The sequence below is a fragment of the Streptomyces sp. STR69 genome (assembly GCF_024519455.1).
Classification (GTDB): Bacteria; Actinomycetota; Actinomycetes; order Streptomycetales; family Streptomycetaceae; genus Streptomyces.
The window spans coordinates 322,657-343,341 of record NZ_JALJRY010000001.1 but is presented as its reverse complement, the minus strand read 5'-3'; the positions used below and the strand labels follow the sequence as shown (position 1 = coordinate 343,341).

The following is a 20,685-nucleotide window of genomic DNA, read 5'->3' as shown; positions in this document are numbered from 1 at the left end:
GGAAATAGCTACACTGGGGCGTGTTGATCGGAGGCGGTTATCAGTGACCGTTAGTAATACAAGTAAGAGACGCCAGCCCAGCCTGGCCCAGCTGCGCGCCTTCTCCGCGGTCGCCGAGCACCTCCACTTCCGGGACGCCGCCGCCGCGATCGGCATGAGCCAGCCCGCCCTGTCCGGTGCCGTCGCCGCCCTGGAGGACACCCTCGGCGTCACCCTCCTGGAGCGCACCACCCGCAAGGTGCTGCTCTCGCCCGCCGGCGAGCGGCTCGCCGTACGGGCGCGGGCCGTGCTGGACGAGGTCGGGGCGCTGCTGGCGGAGGCGGAGGCCGTGCGGGCCCCCTTCACCGGGGCGCTGCGCCTCGGGGTCATCCCGACCGTCGCGCCGTATCTGCTGCCGACCGTGCTGCGGCTGGTGCACGACCGGTACCCGGACCTCGACCTCCAGGTGCACGAGGAACAGACCGCGAACCTGCTCGACGGACTGACCACCGGACGGCTCGACCTGCTGCTGCTCGCCGTGCCCCTCGGTGTGCCCGGGGTGGTCGAACTCCCGCTGTTCGACGAGGACTTCGTGCTCGTCACGCCTCTTGATCATCCGCTCGGCGGGCGCAGCGGCATCCCGCGCGAGGCGTTGCGCGAGCTGAACCTGCTGCTCCTGGACGAGGGGCATTGCCTGCGCGACCAGGCTCTCGACATCTGCCGGGAGGCGGGCCGCGCGGACGCCCCGGTCACCACGACGGCCGCCGGGCTCTCCACGCTGGTGCAGCTCGTCGCCGGCGGGCTCGGGGTCACGCTGCTGCCGCGCACCGCCGTACGGGTCGAGACCACCCGCAGCGACCAGCTCCTCACCGGCTACTTCACCGAGCCCGCCCCGACCCGCCGGATCGCCCTCGCGATGCGCACCGGCGCCGCCCGCCGCGCCGAGTACCAGGAGCTGGCCGCCGCCCTCCGTGAGGCCCTGCGGCCGTTGCCCGTAAGGGTGTTGGGCACCGGCGACCGGCCCGTCCCGACCGGTGACTGACCCGGCCCCTTTCGGTCAAATGAGCGCCGTACAAAGGAAATCGAACGGCGGGAATTCTCAACTTCCGTCACCCGCAGGCAGGTAGGAAGAACCCGTCCGGAATATGCGCTCGGACTGATACACCTTCACCCCTCAGCGCTACACGTCAGGTGCGTGTACGAAAAGCCTAGGGGAGTGATGTCGGGCATTCGGGATTCCCTCGGCCGGGTCGGTCACGACCTGCTCGCGGCGGCTCTTTCGGCCTGTGGGCGCGAGGAGTTCACCGGGGGACTGCGGGTGTCCGGCAGACCCGGCGGGATCTTCCATCTGCGCGGCGGGCTCGTCATCGCGGTGGAGAGTCCCGGCGCGCCGGGCCCCGAGGCGCTGCTGCTGCGCTCCGGCCGGATCAGCGGCGAGCAATGGGCCGAACTGGTACGGGAGTCGGGCGGCTCGCGCTGGCCGGTGGCCGGGCTGATCGCCCACGGGTACGCGGGCGCCGCCCAGTTGCGGATCGTGTGTGTGCTGGCCCTGCACGACGCGGCCTTCGCGGTCGTCGCCGGAGACGTCGACAACTGCGAACGCGCCCCGGACGCAAGGCCGTTCGCCCCCGTCGGCATCGGCGAACCCCCGATCCGGCTGCTCCAGGACGGGGCCCGCAAACTCGCCGCGATCTCCGCGCTCCCGTATCCCGTACGGCCCGACCGGGAACGCCCCCGGGCCCCGGCCGAGGTCCCCGCCGAGGCCGGACTCGGCATCCTGCAACGGGAGTTGCTCGCCCATGTCGACGGCCGCCGTACCGCCCGCGATCTCGCCTTCCGTACCGGGCGCGGGGTCTACCCGGTCACCGCCGAGGTCGCGCGGATGCTCGCCGAGGGACTGTTGGAGTGCGCGGACAGCCCCGTGCCGATCCCGGTCCGGGCGCTGCCCGAGGGGCCCGTCGTACGCCGTCGTGAACCGGCGCCCGCGCCGCCGCAGTTCACCGCGCCCACCGCGCTGCCCCGCCGGAATCCGGGGGCCAGCGGCATCACCGAATCTCTCGTCCCCGAAAAGAGCGGGGCGGGCTGGAAAGGGTTCTTCCGCCTGCGGAACGGAACCTCGAAATGACCCTGACGACCACATGCGATCAGTTTTAGGGGAGTTGAGTAAGTGGATCACAAAGCCCTCACATTGGAAATGCGCACACTGCGGGAACAGGTGACCGGAATCACCGACACCGCACTCACGGCGGCCGACGGACTGCTCATCGCGGCCGACACCGCCGACTCGATCGACCCGGAGGCCCTCGCCGCGCTCGCCGCGGCCGGCCTGGGCCTGGCCCGGCGCACCGCCGAGGCCACCGACCGCGGCACGCTGCGCCAGACGGTGACGTACGGAAGTCACGGCTGCGCCGCGACGTACGCCGTCGGCGACACCGCGCTGATGGTGGTGCTCGGCGACGAGGGGATGGACGTGGACCGGCTGCATCTGGCGGCCCGCCCGACGCTCGACCGGATCGAGTCGATCCTCACCGAGAAGGCATCAGAAGGAGTGTGAAGGGATGGCGACGAAGCGTATGACCCCAGGATTCTCCGACCAGGTGATGGGCCTGGTCAAAACCCTCCGGACCGACGCCCCCGACTGTGTGGCCTCGGGCGTGGTCGACATGTCCACCGGCATGCTGCTGTCGTACGAGACCATCGACAACCACCCGCCAGAGGTCCTCGACCTGCTGGCGGGTGCGACCCTCGACCTGTTCCAGGGCCGGACGGTCGTGATGATCGAGGACGTCTTCAAGGAACGTCGGGGGATCACCAGTGACCACCACTTCTTCCAGGAGATCCTCGTCAACAGCGAGAACCTCACCCATCTGTTCGTGCGGATGACCGAGCAACAGGACGTCGTCGCCGTGGTGGTCTGCCGCAAGTCGGTGAACGTCGGCATGCTGTTCGCGCAGGTCCGCCGGGTGGTCCGGGAGTACGGACTCTGAAGAGGGCGGACGGGCGGCTGCGGGCGGACAGACCCTTACTCCGTGCGCAGCCCGTCCGGCCGCATCATCCGCAGCAGTGGCGGCAGGCTGAGCAGTGTCACCGCCAGGACGACCGCTCCGCCGATGCCGGTCATCATCAGCACGCTCGTCCAGTCGACGACCACCGGCGTGGCCGTCATCTTCAGCAGCACCGAGCCCAGCGTCAGCCCCACCGCCGAGGCCAGGCCCAGGCCCAGGCCGATCGGGATCGCCGTCTGCCACAGCACCGACAGACTCAGGGTGCGCCGCCGGGTGCCGAAGGCGACCAGCGCCGACAGCAGCTTCCTGCGCTCGCGCAACTGCTCCAGCTGTGACACCAGCAGGCTTGCCCCGATGAGGACGAGCACACAGGTGGCGCCGACCAGCAGCCCGGTGCGGATGGACGTGAACTGCGCCGACTGCCGGGTGGCCGCCAGGGTGAACACGTCCGCCAGCGGGTCGAGTTCCGCGGCGGTGTTGCGCACGTAGTCGGTCGCGTCCGGCACCGAGGTGTCGAGCGTGACGTACACCTTCTGGTTCAGGCTCTGCGCCGCGTTCGCGGGCAGCGCGCCCGAGGTGATCAGCAGTCCGTCGCGGGCATAGCCGGTCGGGTCCTCGCGGTGTGTGGCCGTCTTCAGGCCCGCGGGCACCTTCCAGGCCACCGTGTGGGCCGGTGACGAGTCGTACGACGGGTCGAAGTACACCGTCCTGCCCGCCTTGGCCGTCTGTGCCGTCTGGAGGTCGGCGTCGGTGCCGCCGCCGGTGATCCGGTAGATGTCACCGTCGCGGCAGCCCGTCAGACGGGCCACCTCCTGCAGTTCGGCGCAGCTGCCGACGGCGACTTCCAGTTCGCCGTCCGGGTTCTTGGCCCGGTCGCCGACCGAAGTGAGGGAGACGGCCGCCGTCCGCCGCACGCCCTTGGTCCGGGAGAGCTGCCCGTTGGCCTGGGCCAGCGAGGTGCCGCCGTCGACGGAGACCTCGATCTGGGCCCGGTTCACGTCGTTGCCGGTCTGCTTGGTGTAGTCGCCCTCGACGCCGGCGAAGAGCATCTGCAGCGCGATCGCCCCGGCCACCGCGACCGCGATGCCGTTGACCATGCGGGCCGCCGTACCGCTGCTCAACTGGAGCCTGCGGACCGCGAGTTGCCAGGACACCGAGCCGGAGTTCAGCCGGGCCACGGTGGCCTCGACGATCCACGGCAGCAGGGCGGTGATGCCGACGAGCAGCAGGACCGTGCCGCCGATCACCAGCCACTGGTTGAAGTTCCCGTTGGTGGCGCCCTGGCCGATCATCGGGTAGAGCATCGCGAGGCCGGCCAGCGGCATCAGCAGCCGCCACCACAGCCTGCGCCGCGGCGGCTTCGCCTTGCGGACCACCCCGAGCGGTTCGATGACGACCCCGCGCAGCGCGAACAGCGTCACCAGGACGGCCGCGGCCGGCACCGCGAGGGCGACGGCGAGGGCGAGCAGCGGCGAGGGGTTGAGGTCGCTCGGGAACATGCTGATGTCCCGCACCTCGAACAGCGACGCCAACTGCCGCCCCACCAGGAAGAATCCAGTGCCGAGGACGAGTCCGAGGAGCGCCCCCGCGAGCGCCTCGCCGCCCGCGATCCGGCGTGCCATCCGCCCGTCCGCGCCGACCAGGCGCAGCGCCGCGAGCCGTTGGTCCCGGCGGTCGCCGCCGAAGCGTACGGCCGCCGCGATGAACACACCGACCGGCAGCAGCAGCACGACGAAGACGATCAGGAGCAGCAGCAGCAGGATCGGGTCGAGCTGGTCCGGTGTGCTGTTGGGGGAGGGCCCGAAGTAGTTGATGCGTTCGACGTTGCTGCCGGACTGGTGCTGCAAGAGGTCCTTGCCGCCCGCGTAGTAGGCGAGTTCGGCGGGTCCGATGAGCCCGGTCTGCGCGATGGTGCCGGTGATCCGGTAGGGCAGCCGCTCGCGCAGCAGCTTCCCGGAGCCGGACTTGAGGAGCTCGTCGAGCGCGGGGGAGACGACCATCTCGCCCGTCGCGGGGAACTTCGCGAGCCCCGGCGGCAGCGGCGCCCTGGTGCCGTCCGGCTCCAGCAGCCGGCCGCGCACGTCCTTGCTGCGGAACGTGGTGTCGGAGTTGGCGATGACCAGGGTGTTGTCGGCCTTCGGCAGGTGCTTCCCGCTGTAGGTGAAGTCCTGCCGCGCGTTGCCGCGGTCGTCGCGCTGCGACAGCGCGTTCGGCAGCGCCGTGGTGAGCAGCAGCAGCGCCACCCCGAGCCCGACACCGACGGCTGTCAGTACGGCCCGCACCCAGCCCTCACGCCCGCCGCCGAAGGCGAACCGCACCCCCATGGCCAGATCGGCCGCCCACTGACGCGAGTTCATACGATGCGCTCCATGTCCCTGGACTTGCCGTCCCGTACGACGATCTCGCGGTCCGAGTAGGCGGCCACCCGCGCCTCGTGCGTGACCAGCACGACGGCCGCGTTGGTGGATCTGGCGGCCTCGGTCAGCAGCTCCATCACGCGCTCGCCGTTGAGCGAGTCGAGCGCGCCGGTCGGCTCGTCGGCGAACAGCACCCGCGGGCTGGTGACCAGCGAGCGGGCCACGGCGACGCGCTGCCCCTGACCGCCGGAGACCTCACCGGGCCGCTTCTTGGCGAGGTCGTCGACCTCAAGCCGCTCCATCCAGCCGAGCGCGGTCCGTTCGGCCTCCTTGCGGTGCGTGCCGTTCAGCCGCAGCGGCAGCGCGACGTTCTCGACACAGGTCAGCTCGGGCACCAACTGGCCGAACTGGAACACGAACCCGAACTCCGAGCGGCGCAGCGCGCTGCGCTGGGCGTCGCTCATCGTCGCCATCTCCTGCCCGTTGTACATGATCGAGCCCGAGTCGGGCGGCACGATCCCGGCGAGACAGTGCAGCAGCGTCGACTTCCCGGACCCGGAGGGCCCCATCACGGCGACCACCTCACCGGGGTGGATGGAGAACTCGGCGCCGTCGAGCGCGGTCGTCGGCCCGTAGGCCTTGCGCAGCTCCTGGGCCGCGAGCAGGGAACCGGCGGGATGTGTCGTCACTTGGCCACCACCTCGGCGAGCTTTTCGAGACGCGCCGCGGTGAGCTCCAGCCACCGCAGGTCGGCCTCCAGATGGAAGAGGGCGTGGTCGCAGATCAGCTGGTCCGCGAGATCGCCCTTGCGCTTGCGGTCGGTCAGGATCCGCATGCCGCGCAGATGTTCGGAGCGCTGCACATCGAGGATCTCCGCCGCGTCGCGGTGTGTGAGCAGCGCGAGAACGACCTTGGTGTAGAGCGTCGACTGCAGATACGGCTCGGGCTTCTCCGGCGTCGCGAGCCACTGCTGTACGTCGGTGATCCCGGCGTCGGTGATCGCGTACCGCTTGCGCTCGGGACCGCCGCCGGCCTCGATGCCGTCGACCTCGACGAGGCCGTTCTTCAGCAGTCGGGACATCGTCGAGTAGACCTGGCCGTAGTGCAACGGCCGGTCGTGACCGAACTTCTCGTCGAAGGCCCGCTTCAGGTCGTAACCGTGGCACGGGCCGGACTCAAGGAGCCCTAGAAGGGTGTGACCGATGGACATGCGGAGCACTCTACACACGGCGTATACCCGGTGTGTATACGCACAGTGTGTAGATCATGGCCCCGGGTACGGCCCCGCAGGTGGGGGCCGATTGTCACGGTTCTGTCACTGGGGTGGAGCGGGCGGCCGGCCACGGCGAGGCAGTGGCCCGGCCTCGCCGGGAAGCCGTCCGGCCTCCGCCAGCGCCCTGCGCAGCAGGAACTCGATCTGCGCGTTGGCGGACCGCAGTTCGTCCCCGGCCCACCGCGCGACCGCGTCGTACACCGAGGGGTCCAGCCGGAGCAGAACCTGCTTGCGCTGTTGAGGGGCCGAACCCCCGGAGGGAACCGTCACTGGTACAGGGTCCCCGTGTTCAGCACGGGCTGCGGCGCCCGGTCCCCGCAGAGCACCACCAGCAGGTTGGACACCATCGCCGCCTTCCGTTCGTTGTCCAGCTCCACGATGTCCTGCTCGGTGATCCGGGCCAGCGCCGCCTCGACCATCCCGACCGCCCCGTCCACGATCTGCCGCCGGGCCGCGACGACCGCCCCGGCCTGCTGCCGCTGGAGCATCGCCGAGGCGATCTCGGGCGCGTACGCGAGGTGCGTGAAGCGGGACTCGATGATCTGGACGCCGGCCGCTTCGACGCGCGCGCTCAGTTCGAGGACGAGCTTCTCGGTGATCTCCTCGGCGTTGCCGCGCAGCGAGAGCCCGCCCTCGTCGTGGGAGTCGTAGGGGTACTCGATGGCGATGTGCCGTACGGCCGCCTCGGTCTGGATGGCGACGAAGTCGCTGTAGTCGTCCACCTCGAAGGTGGCCTGCGCGGTGTCGCGGACCTTCCACACCATGACCGCGGCCAGCTCGATCGGGTTGCCGTAGGCGTCGTTGACCTTGAGGACCGCGGTCTCGTGGTTGCGGACGCGGGTGGAGATCTTGGTGCGCGCGGTGAAGGGGTTCACCCAGCGCAGCCCGTCCTGCCGGATGGTTCCCCGGTAGCGCCCGAAGAGCTGCACGACCCGCGCCTCGCCCGGCGCCACCGTGTTCAGCCCGCGCATCGCGATGACCGCGGCCAGGAAGACGAGGATGCCGCCGACGATCAGCGCGGCCTTGCCGCCGGGCGCGGTGACCGCGGTGGCGGTGGCGAGCAGTCCGGCGGCGAGCAGCAGCCCGGCCAGTCCGAGGACGAGCGCCAGCGCGCCGCCGATGCTGTGCGCGGCGAACTCGCGCACACGCGGGGCGGGCATCTCGGGTACGTCCGCCGTGGGTGAGTCCGTGGTCATCGTTTCCCCCATGTCTCGCATATCTTGGTTGAAGCAAAGTGATATCACTTTACCACTGCACGGCAACCCTCGACCCCGTTCGTACGTCGGTTCCGTTGGGACAGGTGCTGATTCTCACGTCCGTAAAAGACAGGATCGGCAGACCTTTGTCACAACTGGCGGTGTTAGCTTTCTGAGCTGACTTGCAGGCACGGACGAGACGGAAGCGGAGCAGACGGACTCATGGGACGAGCGGAAGAGCGACGAGCGCGACAACGCGGTGGCCGCCGCGCTGCGCCCAAGACCCGCCGTTCGTCGGGGGCCACAGCCACAGCCACCGCCCCAGCGCCGACCGGCAGCGCCTCGGCCGGTCCGGACGCCAAGGGCGGTAAGAGCGGTAAGGGCGGCAAGAGCTTCATACGCAGGCTCTTCACCTGGAAGAAGATCCTCGGCACGTTCCTCGGCTTCTGCCTGCTCGGCATCGGCGCGTTCATCGTGCTCTACATGATGATCAGCATCCCCGCGGGCAACGCGAACGCGAAGCTCCAGAGCAACGTCTACAAGTACAGCGACGGCTCGATCCTGACCCGCAGGGGCCAGGTCAACCGGGAGAACGTGGACCTCTCGCAGGTCCCGAAGGCCGTCCAGGAGACGTTCGTCGCCGCCGAGAACAAGACCTTCTACAACGACGCCGGCGTCGACCTCAAGGGCACCGCGCGCGGCCTGCTCAACACGCTGTCCGGCAAGGGCGCGCAGGGCGGTTCGACGATCACCCAGCAGTACGTCAAGAACTACTACCTGACGCAGGACCAGACCGTCACGCGCAAGCTGAAGGAACTGGTCATCTCGCTGAAGCTGGACCGTGAGAAGTCCAAGGACTACATCCTCGCCGGGTACATCAACACCAGTTACTACGGCCGCGGCGCCTACGGCATCCAGGCCGCCGCGCAGGCCTACTACCAGGTCGACGCGAGGAAGCTCTCGGTCGAGCAGGGCGCCTATCTCGCCGCGCTGCTCCAGGCGCCGAACCAGTACGACTGGGCGATAGCCACCGACACCGGCAAGCGGCTGGTGAAGGCGCGCTGGAACTACGTACTGGACAACATGGTCGAGCAGAAGTGGCTGAGCTCCGCCGAGCGCCAGAAGATGACGTTCCCGACCCCCAAGGAGCCCAAGGTCGAGGCCGGCATGGAGGGGCAGAACGGCTACCTGGTGACCGAGGCCAACGCGGCGCTGGAGAAGCAGCTGATCTCCAGCGGCCAGGCCGCCAACACCAAGGAGGCCGAGGCGCTGGTCGACGCGGGCGGCTGGACGATCACGCTCAACATCGACAAGAAGAAGCAGGCCCAGCTGGAGAAGTCGGTCAAGTCCCAGCTGACCAGCAAGCTCAACGCCAAGAAGCGCAAGGTCGACGGGAACGTCCAGCCGGGCGCGGTGTCCGTCGACCCGAAGACGGGCGCGGTCGTGGCGATGTACGGCGGTGCGGACTACACGAAGCACTTCACGAACAACGCCACCCGCACCGACTACCAGCCCGCCTCCACCTTCAAGCCGGTGATCCTCGCCGCGGCCCTGGCCGACCAGGCCAAGACGCAGTCCGGCAAGACGATCACCACCGACACGCTGTACGACGGCACCAGCAAGCGCCCGGTCGTGGGCAGCGACATCGCCTTCGCGCCGGAGAACGAGGACGACCAGAACTACGGCAAGGTCACCGTCCAGACGGCGATGAACAAGTCGATCAACTCGGTCTTCGCGCAGCTCGGTGTCGACGTCGGCATGGACAAGGTGATGAAGACCGCCGAGCAGCTGGGCATGGACCCCGGCGACCTGAAGGCCGTACCGGCGCAGACTCTGGGCACCATGGGCGCGAGCCCGATGGAGATGGCCGGCGTCTACGCCACCTTCGACAACCACGGCCGTAAGGTCACCCCGGCGATCATCAAGTCGGTGTCGCACAACACGCGCACGGTCACCATGGCGAACCCGATCGGCGCCCAGGTCATCCCGCGTGAGGCGGCCGACACGGTGTCCTCGGTGCTGACCGGTGTGGTCGACGACGGTACGGCGAAGGTGTCGGTGGCCGAGAACAGCAAGCGCGACGGGCAGCAGGTCGCGGGCAAGACGGGTACGTCCGACTACAACCTGTCGGCCTGGTTCACGGGGTACACGCCCGACCTGGTCACCTCGGTGGGCCTGTTCGGAGAGAAGAAGGGCAGCGGCGCCCACGTCCCGCTGACCGGTGCGACCGGTCTGATCACCGCGGGCGGCGGCCGTATCAACGGTGGTGGCTACCCGGCGCAGATCTGGGCGGCGTACATGTTCGGAGTGACCAAGGCGAACAGCAAGTTCGACCTGGACACCGACCAGGGCGCGGCCGTCGAGCCGGACTTCACGCCGACCCCGAGCGCGTCGGTGTCGGCGACTCCTACGCCGACACCGACGACGAAGAGTCCGTCGCCGACGCCGACGACGGAGTCCCCCACGCCGACGCCGACTCCTACGCCGACCCCGACACCCACACCGACGCCGACGACCAGTCCGCCTACGACACCGACCGACGGCAACACGGACAACCCGTTCGGCCAGCTCGACCAGTAGCCGGGTCGGACGGACGAAAAGGGCGCCCGGCACATCGCCGGGCGCCCTTTCGCGTACCGCTACTCGAAGTTCGCGGCGATCCGGTCGCCGAGTTCCTTGTCCACGTGTCGCCAGTACAGCAGGGCGCGGTCGAGGACCGAGCGGGACACGTCGGTCTTCAGGTGGCCGGTGATGTTCGAGACGAGGCGGTCGCGGGCCGCGTCGTCCAGGACCTCGCGGACCATCGTGCCGGCCTGGCCGAAGTCGTCGTCCTCGCGGTGCAACTTCGTTGCCTCGCGCACGAGTTCACCGGCCGTCTGCCAGCTCGCCGGGTCGCCGAACTGTCCGTAGTCGGCCGCGGGGCCGCCGTAGGAGTTCGGGGCGTACGGCCGCGCCGCGGTGGACGCCTCGTACCGCATCGGGCCGTCCTTGGCGTACGAGTTGACCTGCGAGTGCGGCCGATTCGGCGGCAGCTGGGCGTAGTTGGGGCCGATCCGGTACCGGTGGGTGTCCGGGTAGGAGAAGAGCCGGCCCAGTAGCATCTTGTCCGGCGAGGGGCCGATGCCCGGGACCAGGTTCGAGGGCTCGAAGGCGGCCTGCTCGATATGGACGAAGTAGTCGTCCGGGTTCCGGTTCAGGGTCATGCGGCCGACGTCGATCAGCGGGTAGTCCCCGTGCGGCCAGACCTTCGTCAGGTCGAAGGGGTTGAAGCGGTAGTCCGCCGCGTCCTCGAACGGCATGATCTGGACCTTCAGGGACCAGCTCGGCGCGTTCCCGGACTCGATCGACTCGTGCAGGTCACGGCGGTGCTTGTCGCCGTCCTGCCCGGCCAGTTCGTCGGCCTCGGCCTGGGTGAGGTACTCGATGCCCTGGTCGGTCTTGAAGTGGTACTTCACCCAGAACCGCTCACCGGCGCCGTTGATCCACATGTACGTGTGCGAGCTGTAGCCGTTCATGTGGCGGTACGTCTTCGGGATGCCCCGGTCGCCCATCAGCCAGGTCACCTGGTGCGCCGACTCGGGGGAGAGGGTCCAGAAGTCCCACTGCATGTCGTTGCTGCGCAGTCCGGTCGCCGGGTGGCGCTTCTGCGAGCGGATGAAGTCCTGGAACTTGATGGTGTCACGGACGAAGAAGACCGGGGTGTTGTTGCCCACCATGTCGTAATTGCCGTGCTCGGTATAGAACTTGAGCGCGAAGCCGCGGGGGTCGCGCCAGGTGTCGGGCGAGCCCTGCTCACCGGCGACGGTGGAGAACCGGGCCAGCATCTCGGTGCGTTTGCCGGGCTGGAAGAGGTCGGCCCGGGTGAACTGGCTGACGTCGTTGGTGACTTCGAAGAAGCCGTACGCTCCGGAGCCCTTGGCGTGCACCACCCGCTCGGGGACCCGTTCCCGGTTGAACTGGGCCATCTTCTCGATGAGGTAGTGGTCCTGGAGCAGGATCGGGCCGTCGGGGCCGACGGTGAGCGAGTGTTCGTCGCTCTCCACCGGAATGCCGACGTTGTTCGTGGTGTACGGAGTGTGCTGGGGTGCCTGCGTCACGAGCGTCCTCCTGTTCGGAAGAAAGTAGGTCGCTTTCGCTTCGCGTACCCCAGCAGTCAACTCCCACGCCGGGACCTCGGCAACTTTTGGACTGGGTCTAATTCCGGTTCAGTTCGAACCAGACCACCTTCCCGGTGCTGAGCCGGGTCGCTCCCCACCGACGGGCCAGTTTGTTGACCAGGTAGAGCCCGCGCCCGCCCTCGTCCGTGGCCCGTGCCTGCCGCAGCCTGGGCAGCTGGGGCACGTCGTCGCCGACCTCGCAGCGCAGCACGTCGGTCCGCAGCAGACGTAGCGTGACCGGCCGCGAGGCGTACCGTACGGCGTTCGTCACCACCTCGCTGACCAGCAGCTCCACCGAGTCGGTCATGTCCTCCATGCCCCAGCGGGCCAGCGCCCGCCGGGCCAGCCGACGGGCCTGGCCGGGTGCGGAGTCCTCCGGGTCGAGGAACCAGTACGCCACGTCACTCGGCGCGATCCCGTCGAAGCGGGCGGCGAGCAGCGCGATGTCGTCGTCCCGGTCGCCCGGGCCGAGCATGTCGAGCACCTCGTCGCACAGGGCTTCCAGGGGCGGCGGATGGTCCGGTCCGGTGAGCTGCGCGACCGCGGCCAGCTTCTCGCGCAGCTGCTCTATCCCGGTCCACACGTCCCGCAGCCGCGACTCGACCAGCCCGTCCGTGTACAGGAGCAGCGTGGCCCCGGCGGGCGCGTCCAGTTCCACGGCCTCGAAGTCGACGCCGCCGACACCGATCGGGGCGCCGGGCGGCACCCGCAGGACCTCGGCCCGGCCGCCCAGGTGCAGCAGCACCGGTGGCGGATGGCCCGCGTTGGCGATGGTGATGCGGTGCGAGACCGGGTCGTAGACCGCGTAGAGGCAGGTCGCCATGCGGTCGGTGCCGAGCCGCTGGGCCTGTTCGTCGAGGTGGTGCAGGACCTCCTGCGGGGGCAGGTCGAGACCCGCCAACGTCTGTGCGGTGGTGCGGAGTTGGCCCATGATCGCGGCCGAGGTCATGGAGTGGCCCATGACATCGCCGACCACGAGGGCGACCCGGCTGCCGGGCAGCGGGATCGCGTCGTACCAGTCGCCGCCGACCCGGGCCGTCTCGGCGGCCGGGAGGTAGCGGGAGGCCAGCCGCACGCCGGTGGGGCGCGGCAGGGTCTCGGGGAGCATGGTGCGCTGCAACTCGTCGGCGATGTACGCCTCACGGCCGTAGAGGACCGCCTTGTCGATGCCCAGGGCGCTGTGCGTGGCGAGTTGGGCGGCGACCAGGAGGTCGTCGGCCTCGAACGCCATGCGTTCGGGGCGGCGCAGGAAGAGTGCGGCGCCGATCACCCGGCGCCGGCCGCGCAGCGGCGCGAGGATCGCCCGCTGGCCCGCGGGGACGATCAACTCGCCGCCCTCGCCGAGCAGTTCGGGCAGCGCGGCGCGGGCTGCGGGAGAGTCGGCGAAGACGGGACGTACGCCCCGCAGCACCTCGTTCAGCGCGCCGCCGGGCCTGACCTCGCACAACTCGGCGGTGACCGCCGACAGTTCGGAGGGCTGCTCGGGCTGGAGCGCGGGCATGAAGCCGTTCTCCGTGTCCCGCTCCTCCGGGATCCGGTCGGTACGGCGCAGCCGCAGCACGACGGGACCCGTGGGCCGCTCGTCGCCCACCGGCAGCGGGTCCCGCAGATAGACCAGGATCGCGTCCGAGAAGGTCGGCACGGTCGCCCGGCACAGCCCCATCACGATCTCGTCCAGGTCGATACCGCGGGCGATCCGCCGGGTCGCGGCGCCCACGAAACGCAGCCGGTCCCCGTCCCGCCGCATCGGCATGGGACCGCCCGGAGGCAGCCCCTGTCCCGTACGGCGCTCCTTGGCGACGGCGTCGGAGACCTCGCCGACCCCCGGCTGGACCGGGATGGACTCGGGCGCGGGACGCGGACGGTGGGCGTCGGGTTCGGCGGCCGAGGGCTGGGAGTGCTCGGAGCCACCTGCGGTGTCGGGCTTCACAGGGGTACCTGCCGGGTCCTTCCCCTTGGCGCGGGACGTGCTCGTACCCGGCGCCGAGGACGGCTCACCGGTGCGTGCCTGAGCCGGTAAGGCCGGGGCACCGGACGGCCTGGGCGGCGGCGTCGAGGTACGCAGAAGCGCCCCACGGGGGTCCGTGGGGTCGGCGCCCTGTGGGCGCTCGAAGGAGGTGGGGTGCTCCGTCACGCGTGTCGAATCCGTCCGTCCGGGACCGCGCGCCGTACGCGCGGATCGTCCCGCCGAAATGCCGATACCCGGAATACGTGCCCCAGGAACGGAATTCCCGCGTGGTCAGAGGCTGTTCCTGTGCCACCGATGGACCGGCGGCCCTCAGGACCGGTGTCGCCGGTGTTGCCCTCGTACCCCTCGCTCACGTCCTGCCGCCCCTCGGTGACATCTGGTCAGTCCCGGTACATGCTCCGGGAGTTGTCGCGGTGCCCTTGCGGAGGACGATCCTACGGTTGCGCACCGGGGGCGCATCAAGGGTCTCATGTGGACATGTGCGCGGGGGTGCGGTCCCAGTCCTCCGGAAGTGAAGGTACAGCCCAGGACGGATCCGGGCGCCAGTGCTGCCAGCCGTCCGCGAACGGAGCCCCCCAGTCGCGGATGGCTTCCACCGCCGACCAGCCCGCTTTCCGTACCCGCTCGGCGAGTTGGGGATCCATCAGCCCGTCCCGCTGGGCCTGCGCGAACTCGTCCTCGTCACGCCACTCCCAACTCCGGTCCGGCTCCACGGTGATGTCCAGGAAGTGATCCTCGGAGTCGACCCCGCCCGCCCAACGGGCCAGCGGTTCCTCAAGGTTCACGTACCAGTTCTTGAACCGCCATCCCGGCTCCCAGAACAGCCACACCGACCACGGCTCACCGGGCCGCGCCAGCTTCAGCACACCCGTCCCGAACCAGTGGTCGCGCTGGACCGTGCGCGGCTTGGTGTACCGCGTCTCCAGCGGCTCCACGTGCACCGACGTGCCGTCCGCGAGCATCGGCTTCACACACTCGGTGCCGGGCGCCATCCAGACCGCGAGCAGCTCCTCGTCGTCGCGGACGACCGTGACGGGGCGGGCGATGTGGAAGCGCGGTCCGGCATTCTCCCGATAACGCCACAGGATCTGACTCCCGGGCGCCCAGAAGGCCGTAGACGTACCCGCTTCCACCGCTCTCACTGCTCCACCGTCTGCCATGAACAGATATTAGGTGCCCCGGGCATACGACGCTGCGGCGCGCGTCACGGTTCTCGCCATGGCGACAATTGGTTACGGACGCGTCATCCGCAGGACATCGAGGGCCTCGTCGAGCTGCGTCTCGGTCAGGTCACCGCGCTCCACATAGCCGTTCTCCAGCACGACTTGGCGGATCGTCTTGCGTTCCGCCAGTGCTTTCTTGGCCACCTTGGCGGCCTCCTCGTACCCGATGTACTTGTTCAGCGGTGTGACGACGGACGGCGACGACTCGGCGTACTCGCGCGCACGCTCCCGGTGAGCGACGATCCCGTCCACGGTCCGGTCGGCGAGCAGCCGCGAGACGTTCGCGAGCAACCGGACGGACTCCAGGACGTTCCTGGCGATCACCGGCAGCATCACATTGAGCTCGAAGTTGCCCGCGGCGCCGGCGGTGGCGACGGTCGCGTCATTGCCGACGACCTGCGCGGCGACCATGAGCACGGCCTCCGGGATCACCGGGTTGACCTTGCCGGGCATGATCGAGGACCCCGGCTGGAGATCCGGCAGCGAGATCTCGGACAGCCCGGTGCGCGGCCCGGACGCCATCCACCGCAGATCGTTCGCGATCTTCGTCAGTCCTACGGCGATGGTCCGCAACTGCCCGCTGGTCTCGACGATCCCGTCCCGGGCACCCTGCGCCTCGAAGTGATCGCGCGCCTCGGTGAGCGGCAGCCCGGTGACGAGGGCGACCTCCGCGATCACGGCGGCGGAGAAACCGGGCGGGGTGTTGATGCCGGTGCCGACGGCGGTCCCGCCGAGCGGCAGTTCGGCCAGCCGGGGCAGCGAGGCCTGCAACCGCTCGACGCCGTACCGCACTTGGGCCGCGTACCCGCCGAACTCCTGCCCAAGCGTCACCGGCGTGGCATCCATCAGATGGGTCCGCCCCGACTTCACCACGTCGGCGAACTCGACGGACTTGCGCGACAGCGCGCCCGCGAGGTGCTCCAGGGCCGGGATCAGATCACGGATCACGGCACCGGTGGCCGCGATGTGGATGCTGGAGGGGAAGACGTCGTTGGACGACTGCGAGGCGTTGACGTGGTCGTTCGGGTGGACGTCCCGCCCGAGCCGCTCGGTCGCGAGGGTCGCGATCACCTCGTTGGTGTTCATGTTGGACGAGGTGCCGGACCCCGTCTGGAACACGTCGATCGGGAAGTGCTCGTCCCACGCCCCGTCGGCCACCTCACGGGCCGCCTCCTGGATCGCCTCCGCGATGTCCTTGTCCAGCACGCCCAGTTCGGCGTTCACCTTGGCGGCGGCACCCTTGATCCGGGCCAGCGCCTCGATGTGGGCGCGCTCGATGCGTTGGCCCGAGATCGGGAAGTTCTCCACGGCGCGCTGGGTCTGCGCCCGCCACTTGGCGTCCGCCGGGACCTGTACCTCGCCCATGGAGTCGTGCTCGATGCGGTAGTCGCTCATACCTGTATATCGACCGGGAGGGCGGGGATGTTCCGGGTCAGTGGTCCGGAGCCGTGCAGACGGGCCTGCCGCCCACCTCGGCGCACGCCTGTGCCCCGCGCGGGTCCGCGGCGGCCAGCATCGGGCTGCTGTAGCCGTCCGAGCGGTCGCCCGGGTACTCGGCGGACAGCTCGTCCCGGCCCGACCTGATCGAGATCTCCCGCGCGCCGCCGACCCGGGTGCGCACCTCGGACCAGACGGTCGCGCAGGACGGCGAGTAGCGGAGCCGTACGACCTGGGCGGCCCGCGCCACGACCCTCTCCGTACGGGCGTCCCGGGCGCAGGTCCCGACGGACGGCGACTCCCCCTGGCAGCCACCGTCACGGCAGGAGGCCGCCGCGTACGGCTCCGCCCCGGTGTCGCGGTCGAGGACGTCGGCGGCCCCGGCGGTGACCGCGACCGTGGTGGCCATCGCGGCGAGGGCGACGAGGGCGCGGGCAGGCGCGCGCAGCCGACGGGGGCGTACGGGCGGGGCGGGAGGCTGTGGTGGGGGAGCGGTGGGCCTGGACTGCTCCAGGACCGCCGCGTCCCACAGGGAGAGCAGCGGGCCGGGGTCGGTGTGCGCGAGCCGGGCGAGCGCCTCGACCACCGCCCGGGGCGGGAACTGGTCGCCGTTCAGATAGCGGTGCCAGGTCGACTTGCTGTACGGGGTGAGGGCGGCCAGCGCGGCCAGGCTCAGCCCGGTCCGCTGCTTGAGGAGGCGGAGCCGTTCCGTCAGGAGCCGCTGCCGCTCGACCGTCACGTGGCTTTCCATCGTGCTCCCTCGCCGTACCGGGGTGACCGTCGTGATCCGTTCCCGGGGGCGGTGCGGGGCCACACCCGGATCGCCCCGAATATGCCGGATTATGAAGGGGTGTTGACCTGGTGTCCCCCGACGGGACGTACGGGACCGTCCCGTCGGGGGATGTCGTCGGCCGGACGGGGTCAGGCGGGGGTCAGCACCAGCGGACGGCGCTGTGGTTGCGGAGGTAGTGCGCGGAGACGTAGCCCTCGTGGTGCGGGAGCTTGTACCAGCAGTGGTTGCCGACGACGCCGGAGCCGCGCGTCTTGCAGACGATGGGCAGGGCCTGCCCGACCGGGCGCGTGCCGACGACGCGGTAGCCGGTGCCGGGGCCGGAGCGGACGTTCAGACGGGTGTAGCGGTGGGTGGTGACACTGCCCCAGGTGTGGGTGGTGACGTGGTGGCGGGTGGGGTGCGCCGAGTGGCCGGCCGGGGCGGCGACGGCTGCTGCGGGGAAGACGGCGACGGCTGCGAGCGCGGCCACAAGACCGTTGCGCAGAGTACGTCGGATCATGGGGGGTTCCTCCGAGTCGACCGGGGACCACGGGCTGTGATCCAGTCAGCACGGAGCTTTTCCGGCGAAGGGGGCGAGGATGCCGTCCCGTTCATCCCTGGGACAAAGCGGGACGACATCCTGTGTACCGGTACATAATCGGCCCGTCCGGCGTTTGAGGACGGGGCCGGTCGGCGCTACGCCAACCCGGGCCCCCGTACCGGAATGTGCGTGAACGTCGGCTCCGGGGCCGGGTTCTGGAAGAAGTCGTTGCCCTTGTCGTCGACGACGACGAACGCCGGGAAGTCCTCGACCTCGATCTTCCAGACGGCCTCCATGCCGAGCTCCTCGTACTCGACGACCTCGACCTTCTTGATGCAGTCCTGCGCGAGCCGGGCCGCCGGCCCACCGATCGAACCGAGGTAGAAACCGCCGTGCGCGTCACACGCGTCGGTGACCTGTTTGCTGCGGTTCCCCTTGGCGAGCATCACCTTGGAGCCGCCCGCCGCCTGGAACTGCTCCACGTAGGAGTCCATGCGCCCGGCCGTCGTGGGACCGAAGGACCCGGACGCGTAGCCCTCGGGGGTCTTGGCCGGGCCCGCGTAGTACACCGGGTGGTCCTTCAGGTACTGCGGCATCTCCTCGCCCGCGTCCAGCCGCTCCTTGATCTTGGCGTGCGCGATGTCACGGGCCACGACCAGCGGGCCGGAGAGCGAGAGCCGGGTCTTGACCGGGTACTTGGTCAGCTCGGCGAGGATGTCGTCCATGGGCTGGTTGAGGTCGATGCGCACCACGTCCTCCTCGGCGGAGTCGAGATGCTCGTCGGTCGTCTCCGGCAGGAAGCGCGCCGGGTCCGTCTCCAGCTGCTCCAGGAAGACGCCCTCGGCGGTGATCTTCGCGACGGCCTGCCGGTCGGCCGAGCAGGACACGGCGATGGCGACCGGGCAGGACGCGCCGTGCCGGGGCAGGCGCACCACACGCACGTCGTGGCAGAAGTACTTACCGCCGAACTGCGCCCCGATCCCGATCCGCTGCGTCAGCTCGAAGACCTTCTGCTCCAACTCCTTGTCCCGGAAGCCGTGTCCGAGCTCCGAACCCTCGGCCGGGATCTCGTCCAGGTAGTGCGCGGAGGCGTACTTCGCGGTCTTCAGCGCGTACTCGGCGCTCGTACCGCCGACCACGATCGCCAGGTGGTACGGCGGGCAGGCCGCCGTACCCAGCGAACGGATCTTCTCCTCGAGGAACTTCATCATGGAGCCCTCGTTGAGGACCGCCTTCGTCTCCTGGTAGAGGAACGACTTGTTGGCCGAGCCGCCGCCCTTCGCCATGAAGAGGAACTTGTAGGCGCCGCCGTCGGTCGCGTACAGCTCGATCTGGGCGGGCAGGTTCGACCCGGTGTTCTTCTCGTCCCACATGGTCAGCGGGGCCATCTGCGAGTACCGCAGGTTCAGGTTCAAGTAGGCGTCGTAGATGCCCTTGCTGAGCGCCGCCTCGTCCCCGCCCTCGGTGAGGACGTTCTGCCCGCGCTTGCCCATCACGATGGCCGTACCGGTGTCCTGGCACATGGGCAGCACGCCGGCTGCCGCGATGTTCGCGTTCTTCAGCAGGTCCAGCGCCACGAACTTGTCGTTGTTCGACGCCTCGGGGTCGTCGATGATCCGGCGCAGCTGCGCGAGGTGGGCCGGCCGCAGATAGTGCTGGATGTCGTGGATCGCCTCGGCCGCCAGCTTCCGCAGCGCCTCCGGCTCGACCTTGAGGAACGTCCGCCCGTCGGCCTCGAAGGTGGAGACACCCTCGGAGGTCACCAGCCGGTACGGGGTGGTGTCCTCTCCCATGGGGAGCAGATCGGTGTACGCGAACTCAGGCATCGCAGCCCATTCCTCACTCGACAGACGGCCGCCCGCCGACACTGGCGGGCGCTCACCAGCGTAGAACCTGCCGCTGACAGCCTGCTTGTGAGGTAAGGCTCAGTTCGCCGGGGCCTCGCCACGCCAACGTTGTCCACACCCCTAGTCGCGATCTATCGCGTTTCGGTACTCTGCTGTCGTGGACCTTCAGAAGCAGCCCGCATCCGCGCCCACGGCCCCGCAGCCCGCGCCCGCCGCCGCTCAGCTGCGCGCCTCGGACGCCGACCGTGACCGCATCGCCGACATCCTGCGCGACGCCCTGGCCGAGGGGCGGCTGACCGCCGACGAGCACGCCGAGCGGGTCGAGGGTGTGCTGAGCGCCAAGACGGTCGGCGAGCTGGAGGTCTTCATCCAGGACCTGCCGGCCGCCCATGGACACCGGGCGACGGCCTCGTCGTACAGCCCAGCGCCGAACCGCCCGACGGAGGGCGCGATCCCGGCCGAGGCCGACGGGCACGTGGTGGCCGTGTTCAGCTCCGCCATGCGCAAGGGCCGCTGGCGCGCCGGCCGCCGGATGCACGCGTACGCCGTGTTCGGCAGCGTCGAGATCGACCTCAGCGAGGCGATCTTCGAGTACCAGCAGGTCGTCATCAAGGCGATCTCGGTCTTCGGCAACGTCGAGATCCGCGTCCCGGAGAACGTGTCGCTGCGCGGCACCGGCGGTGGCGTCCTCGGCAACTTCGAGGTGGACACGCTGGATTCAATGGAGCCGGACGCGCCCGTCGTCTACGTCGACGGGTGGGCCGTACTCGGAAACATCGAGGCAAAACCCAAGCGCGGCAAGCTCGTTGCGGACATTCTCGATCGGGTTCAGCGCAAGGTCGACAAGGGTTTGCGCAAACACCTGGACCGTTGACGGTTGTGAATCGGGACACATGTGGAGCTGATCGGTCCACGCCGGTCCGCCCCTG

At 69.7% G+C, this 20,685-nt stretch carries 18 protein-coding genes; 6 read left to right on the top strand and 12 right to left on the bottom strand.

Annotated features, from left to right (window positions below; all coding sequences use genetic code 11):
* Positions 1-43: 43 nt before the first annotated feature.
* The 4 genes from OC490_RS01575 to OC490_RS01560 all read left to right on the top strand — a co-directional run bounded on the left by OC490_RS01575 (position 44) and on the right by OC490_RS01560 (position 2,966).
* Positions 44-1,021, top strand: a complete 978-nt coding sequence (locus OC490_RS01575) for a LysR substrate-binding domain-containing protein (RefSeq protein ID WP_262055906.1) — start codon at positions 44-46, stop codon at positions 1,019-1,021.
* A gap of 177 nt (positions 1,022-1,198) precedes the next feature.
* Positions 1,199-2,104, top strand: a complete 906-nt coding sequence (locus OC490_RS01570; RefSeq protein WP_262055905.1) for a MarR family transcriptional regulator — start codon at positions 1,199-1,201, stop codon at positions 2,102-2,104.
* 69 nt (positions 2,105-2,173) lie between these two features.
* A complete protein-coding gene (locus OC490_RS01565) occupies positions 2,174-2,533 on the top strand; it encodes a roadblock/LC7 domain-containing protein (RefSeq protein WP_043684600.1) in 360 nt (119 codons plus the stop codon).
* Positions 2,534-2,537: 4 nt separating this feature from the next.
* Positions 2,538-2,966 carry a hypothetical protein gene (locus tag OC490_RS01560; RefSeq protein WP_019072752.1) on the top strand — a complete coding sequence of 143 codons (429 nt, stop codon included), beginning with the start codon at positions 2,538-2,540 and terminating at the stop codon, positions 2,964-2,966.
* Positions 2,967-3,001: 35 nt separating this feature from the next.
* On the opposite strand, the gene OC490_RS01555 is transcribed toward OC490_RS01560, so the two are convergent.
* The 5 genes from OC490_RS01555 to OC490_RS01535 all read right to left on the bottom strand — a co-directional run bounded on the left by OC490_RS01555 (position 3,002) and on the right by OC490_RS01535 (position 7,810).
* Positions 3,002-5,341, bottom strand: coding sequence for an ABC transporter permease (locus OC490_RS01555; RefSeq protein WP_262055904.1), 2,340 nt, complete (start codon positions 5,339-5,341; stop codon positions 3,002-3,004).
* Positions 5,338-6,030 carry an ABC transporter ATP-binding protein gene (locus OC490_RS01550; protein WP_262055903.1) on the bottom strand — a complete coding sequence of 231 codons (693 nt, stop codon included), beginning with the start codon at positions 6,028-6,030 and terminating at the stop codon, positions 5,338-5,340. The genes OC490_RS01555 and OC490_RS01550 overlap by 4 nt, the downstream gene beginning before the upstream one ends.
* On the bottom strand, positions 6,027-6,551 hold the full coding sequence (locus OC490_RS01545) for a PadR family transcriptional regulator (protein ID WP_262055902.1): 525 nt from the start codon (positions 6,549-6,551) through the stop codon (positions 6,027-6,029). Before OC490_RS01545 ends, OC490_RS01550 begins: the two co-directional genes overlap by 4 nt.
* 105 nt (positions 6,552-6,656) lie before the next feature.
* The gene (locus OC490_RS01540; RefSeq protein WP_262055901.1) at positions 6,657-6,884 is read right to left on the bottom strand and encodes a hypothetical protein; all 228 of its coding nucleotides are present in this window, start codon (positions 6,882-6,884) and stop codon (positions 6,657-6,659) included.
* Positions 6,881-7,810 carry an SPFH domain-containing protein gene (locus OC490_RS01535; RefSeq protein WP_262055900.1) on the bottom strand — a complete coding sequence of 310 codons (930 nt, stop codon included), beginning with the start codon at positions 7,808-7,810 and terminating at the stop codon, positions 6,881-6,883. Before OC490_RS01535 ends, OC490_RS01540 begins: the two co-directional genes overlap by 4 nt.
* 222 nt (positions 7,811-8,032) lie before the next feature.
* Here OC490_RS01535 and OC490_RS01530 point away from each other — a divergent pair, with 222 nt between their 5' ends.
* The gene (locus OC490_RS01530) at positions 8,033-10,390 is read left to right on the top strand and encodes a transglycosylase domain-containing protein (protein ID WP_262055899.1); all 2,358 of its coding nucleotides are present in this window, start codon (positions 8,033-8,035) and stop codon (positions 10,388-10,390) included.
* Positions 10,391-10,449: 59 nt separating this feature from the next.
* Here the strand turns inward: OC490_RS01530 and OC490_RS01525 are convergent, their stop codons facing one another.
* The 7 genes from OC490_RS01525 to OC490_RS01495 all read right to left on the bottom strand — a co-directional run bounded on the left by OC490_RS01525 (position 10,450) and on the right by OC490_RS01495 (position 19,735).
* Positions 10,450-11,907: a catalase gene (locus tag OC490_RS01525; protein ID WP_262055898.1), complete on the bottom strand. Its 1,458-nt coding sequence runs from the start codon at positions 11,905-11,907 to the stop codon at positions 10,450-10,452.
* 97 nt (positions 11,908-12,004) lie between these two features.
* Complete coding sequence (locus OC490_RS01520; RefSeq protein ID WP_262055897.1) at positions 12,005-14,101, bottom strand: SpoIIE family protein phosphatase; 2,097 nt, start codon at positions 14,099-14,101, stop codon at positions 12,005-12,007.
* Between the two features lie 302 nt (positions 14,102-14,403).
* On the bottom strand, positions 14,404-15,096 hold the full coding sequence (locus tag OC490_RS01515; protein ID WP_262055896.1) for a DUF402 domain-containing protein: 693 nt from the start codon (positions 15,094-15,096) through the stop codon (positions 14,404-14,406).
* A 72-nt stretch (positions 15,097-15,168) separates the two neighbouring features.
* Positions 15,169-16,554: a class II fumarate hydratase gene (locus OC490_RS01510; RefSeq protein ID WP_262055895.1), complete on the bottom strand. Its 1,386-nt coding sequence runs from the start codon at positions 16,552-16,554 to the stop codon at positions 15,169-15,171.
* A gap of 37 nt (positions 16,555-16,591) precedes the next feature.
* Complete coding sequence (locus OC490_RS01505) at positions 16,592-17,347, bottom strand: YjfA family protein (protein WP_262055894.1); 756 nt, start codon at positions 17,345-17,347, stop codon at positions 16,592-16,594.
* Positions 17,348-17,528: 181 nt separating this feature from the next.
* The gene (locus OC490_RS01500) at positions 17,529-17,888 is read right to left on the bottom strand and encodes an SH3 domain-containing protein (RefSeq protein ID WP_262055893.1); all 360 of its coding nucleotides are present in this window, start codon (positions 17,886-17,888) and stop codon (positions 17,529-17,531) included.
* Positions 17,889-18,064: 176 nt separating this feature from the next.
* Complete coding sequence (locus OC490_RS01495; protein WP_262055892.1) at positions 18,065-19,735, bottom strand: fumarate hydratase; 1,671 nt, start codon at positions 19,733-19,735, stop codon at positions 18,065-18,067.
* A 178-nt stretch (positions 19,736-19,913) separates the two neighbouring features.
* Here OC490_RS01495 and OC490_RS01490 point away from each other — a divergent pair, with 178 nt between their 5' ends.
* Positions 19,914-20,630, top strand: coding sequence for a DUF1707 domain-containing protein (locus OC490_RS01490; protein ID WP_262055891.1), 717 nt, complete (start codon positions 19,914-19,916; stop codon positions 20,628-20,630).
* The last annotated feature ends 55 nt before the right edge of the window (positions 20,631-20,685 follow it).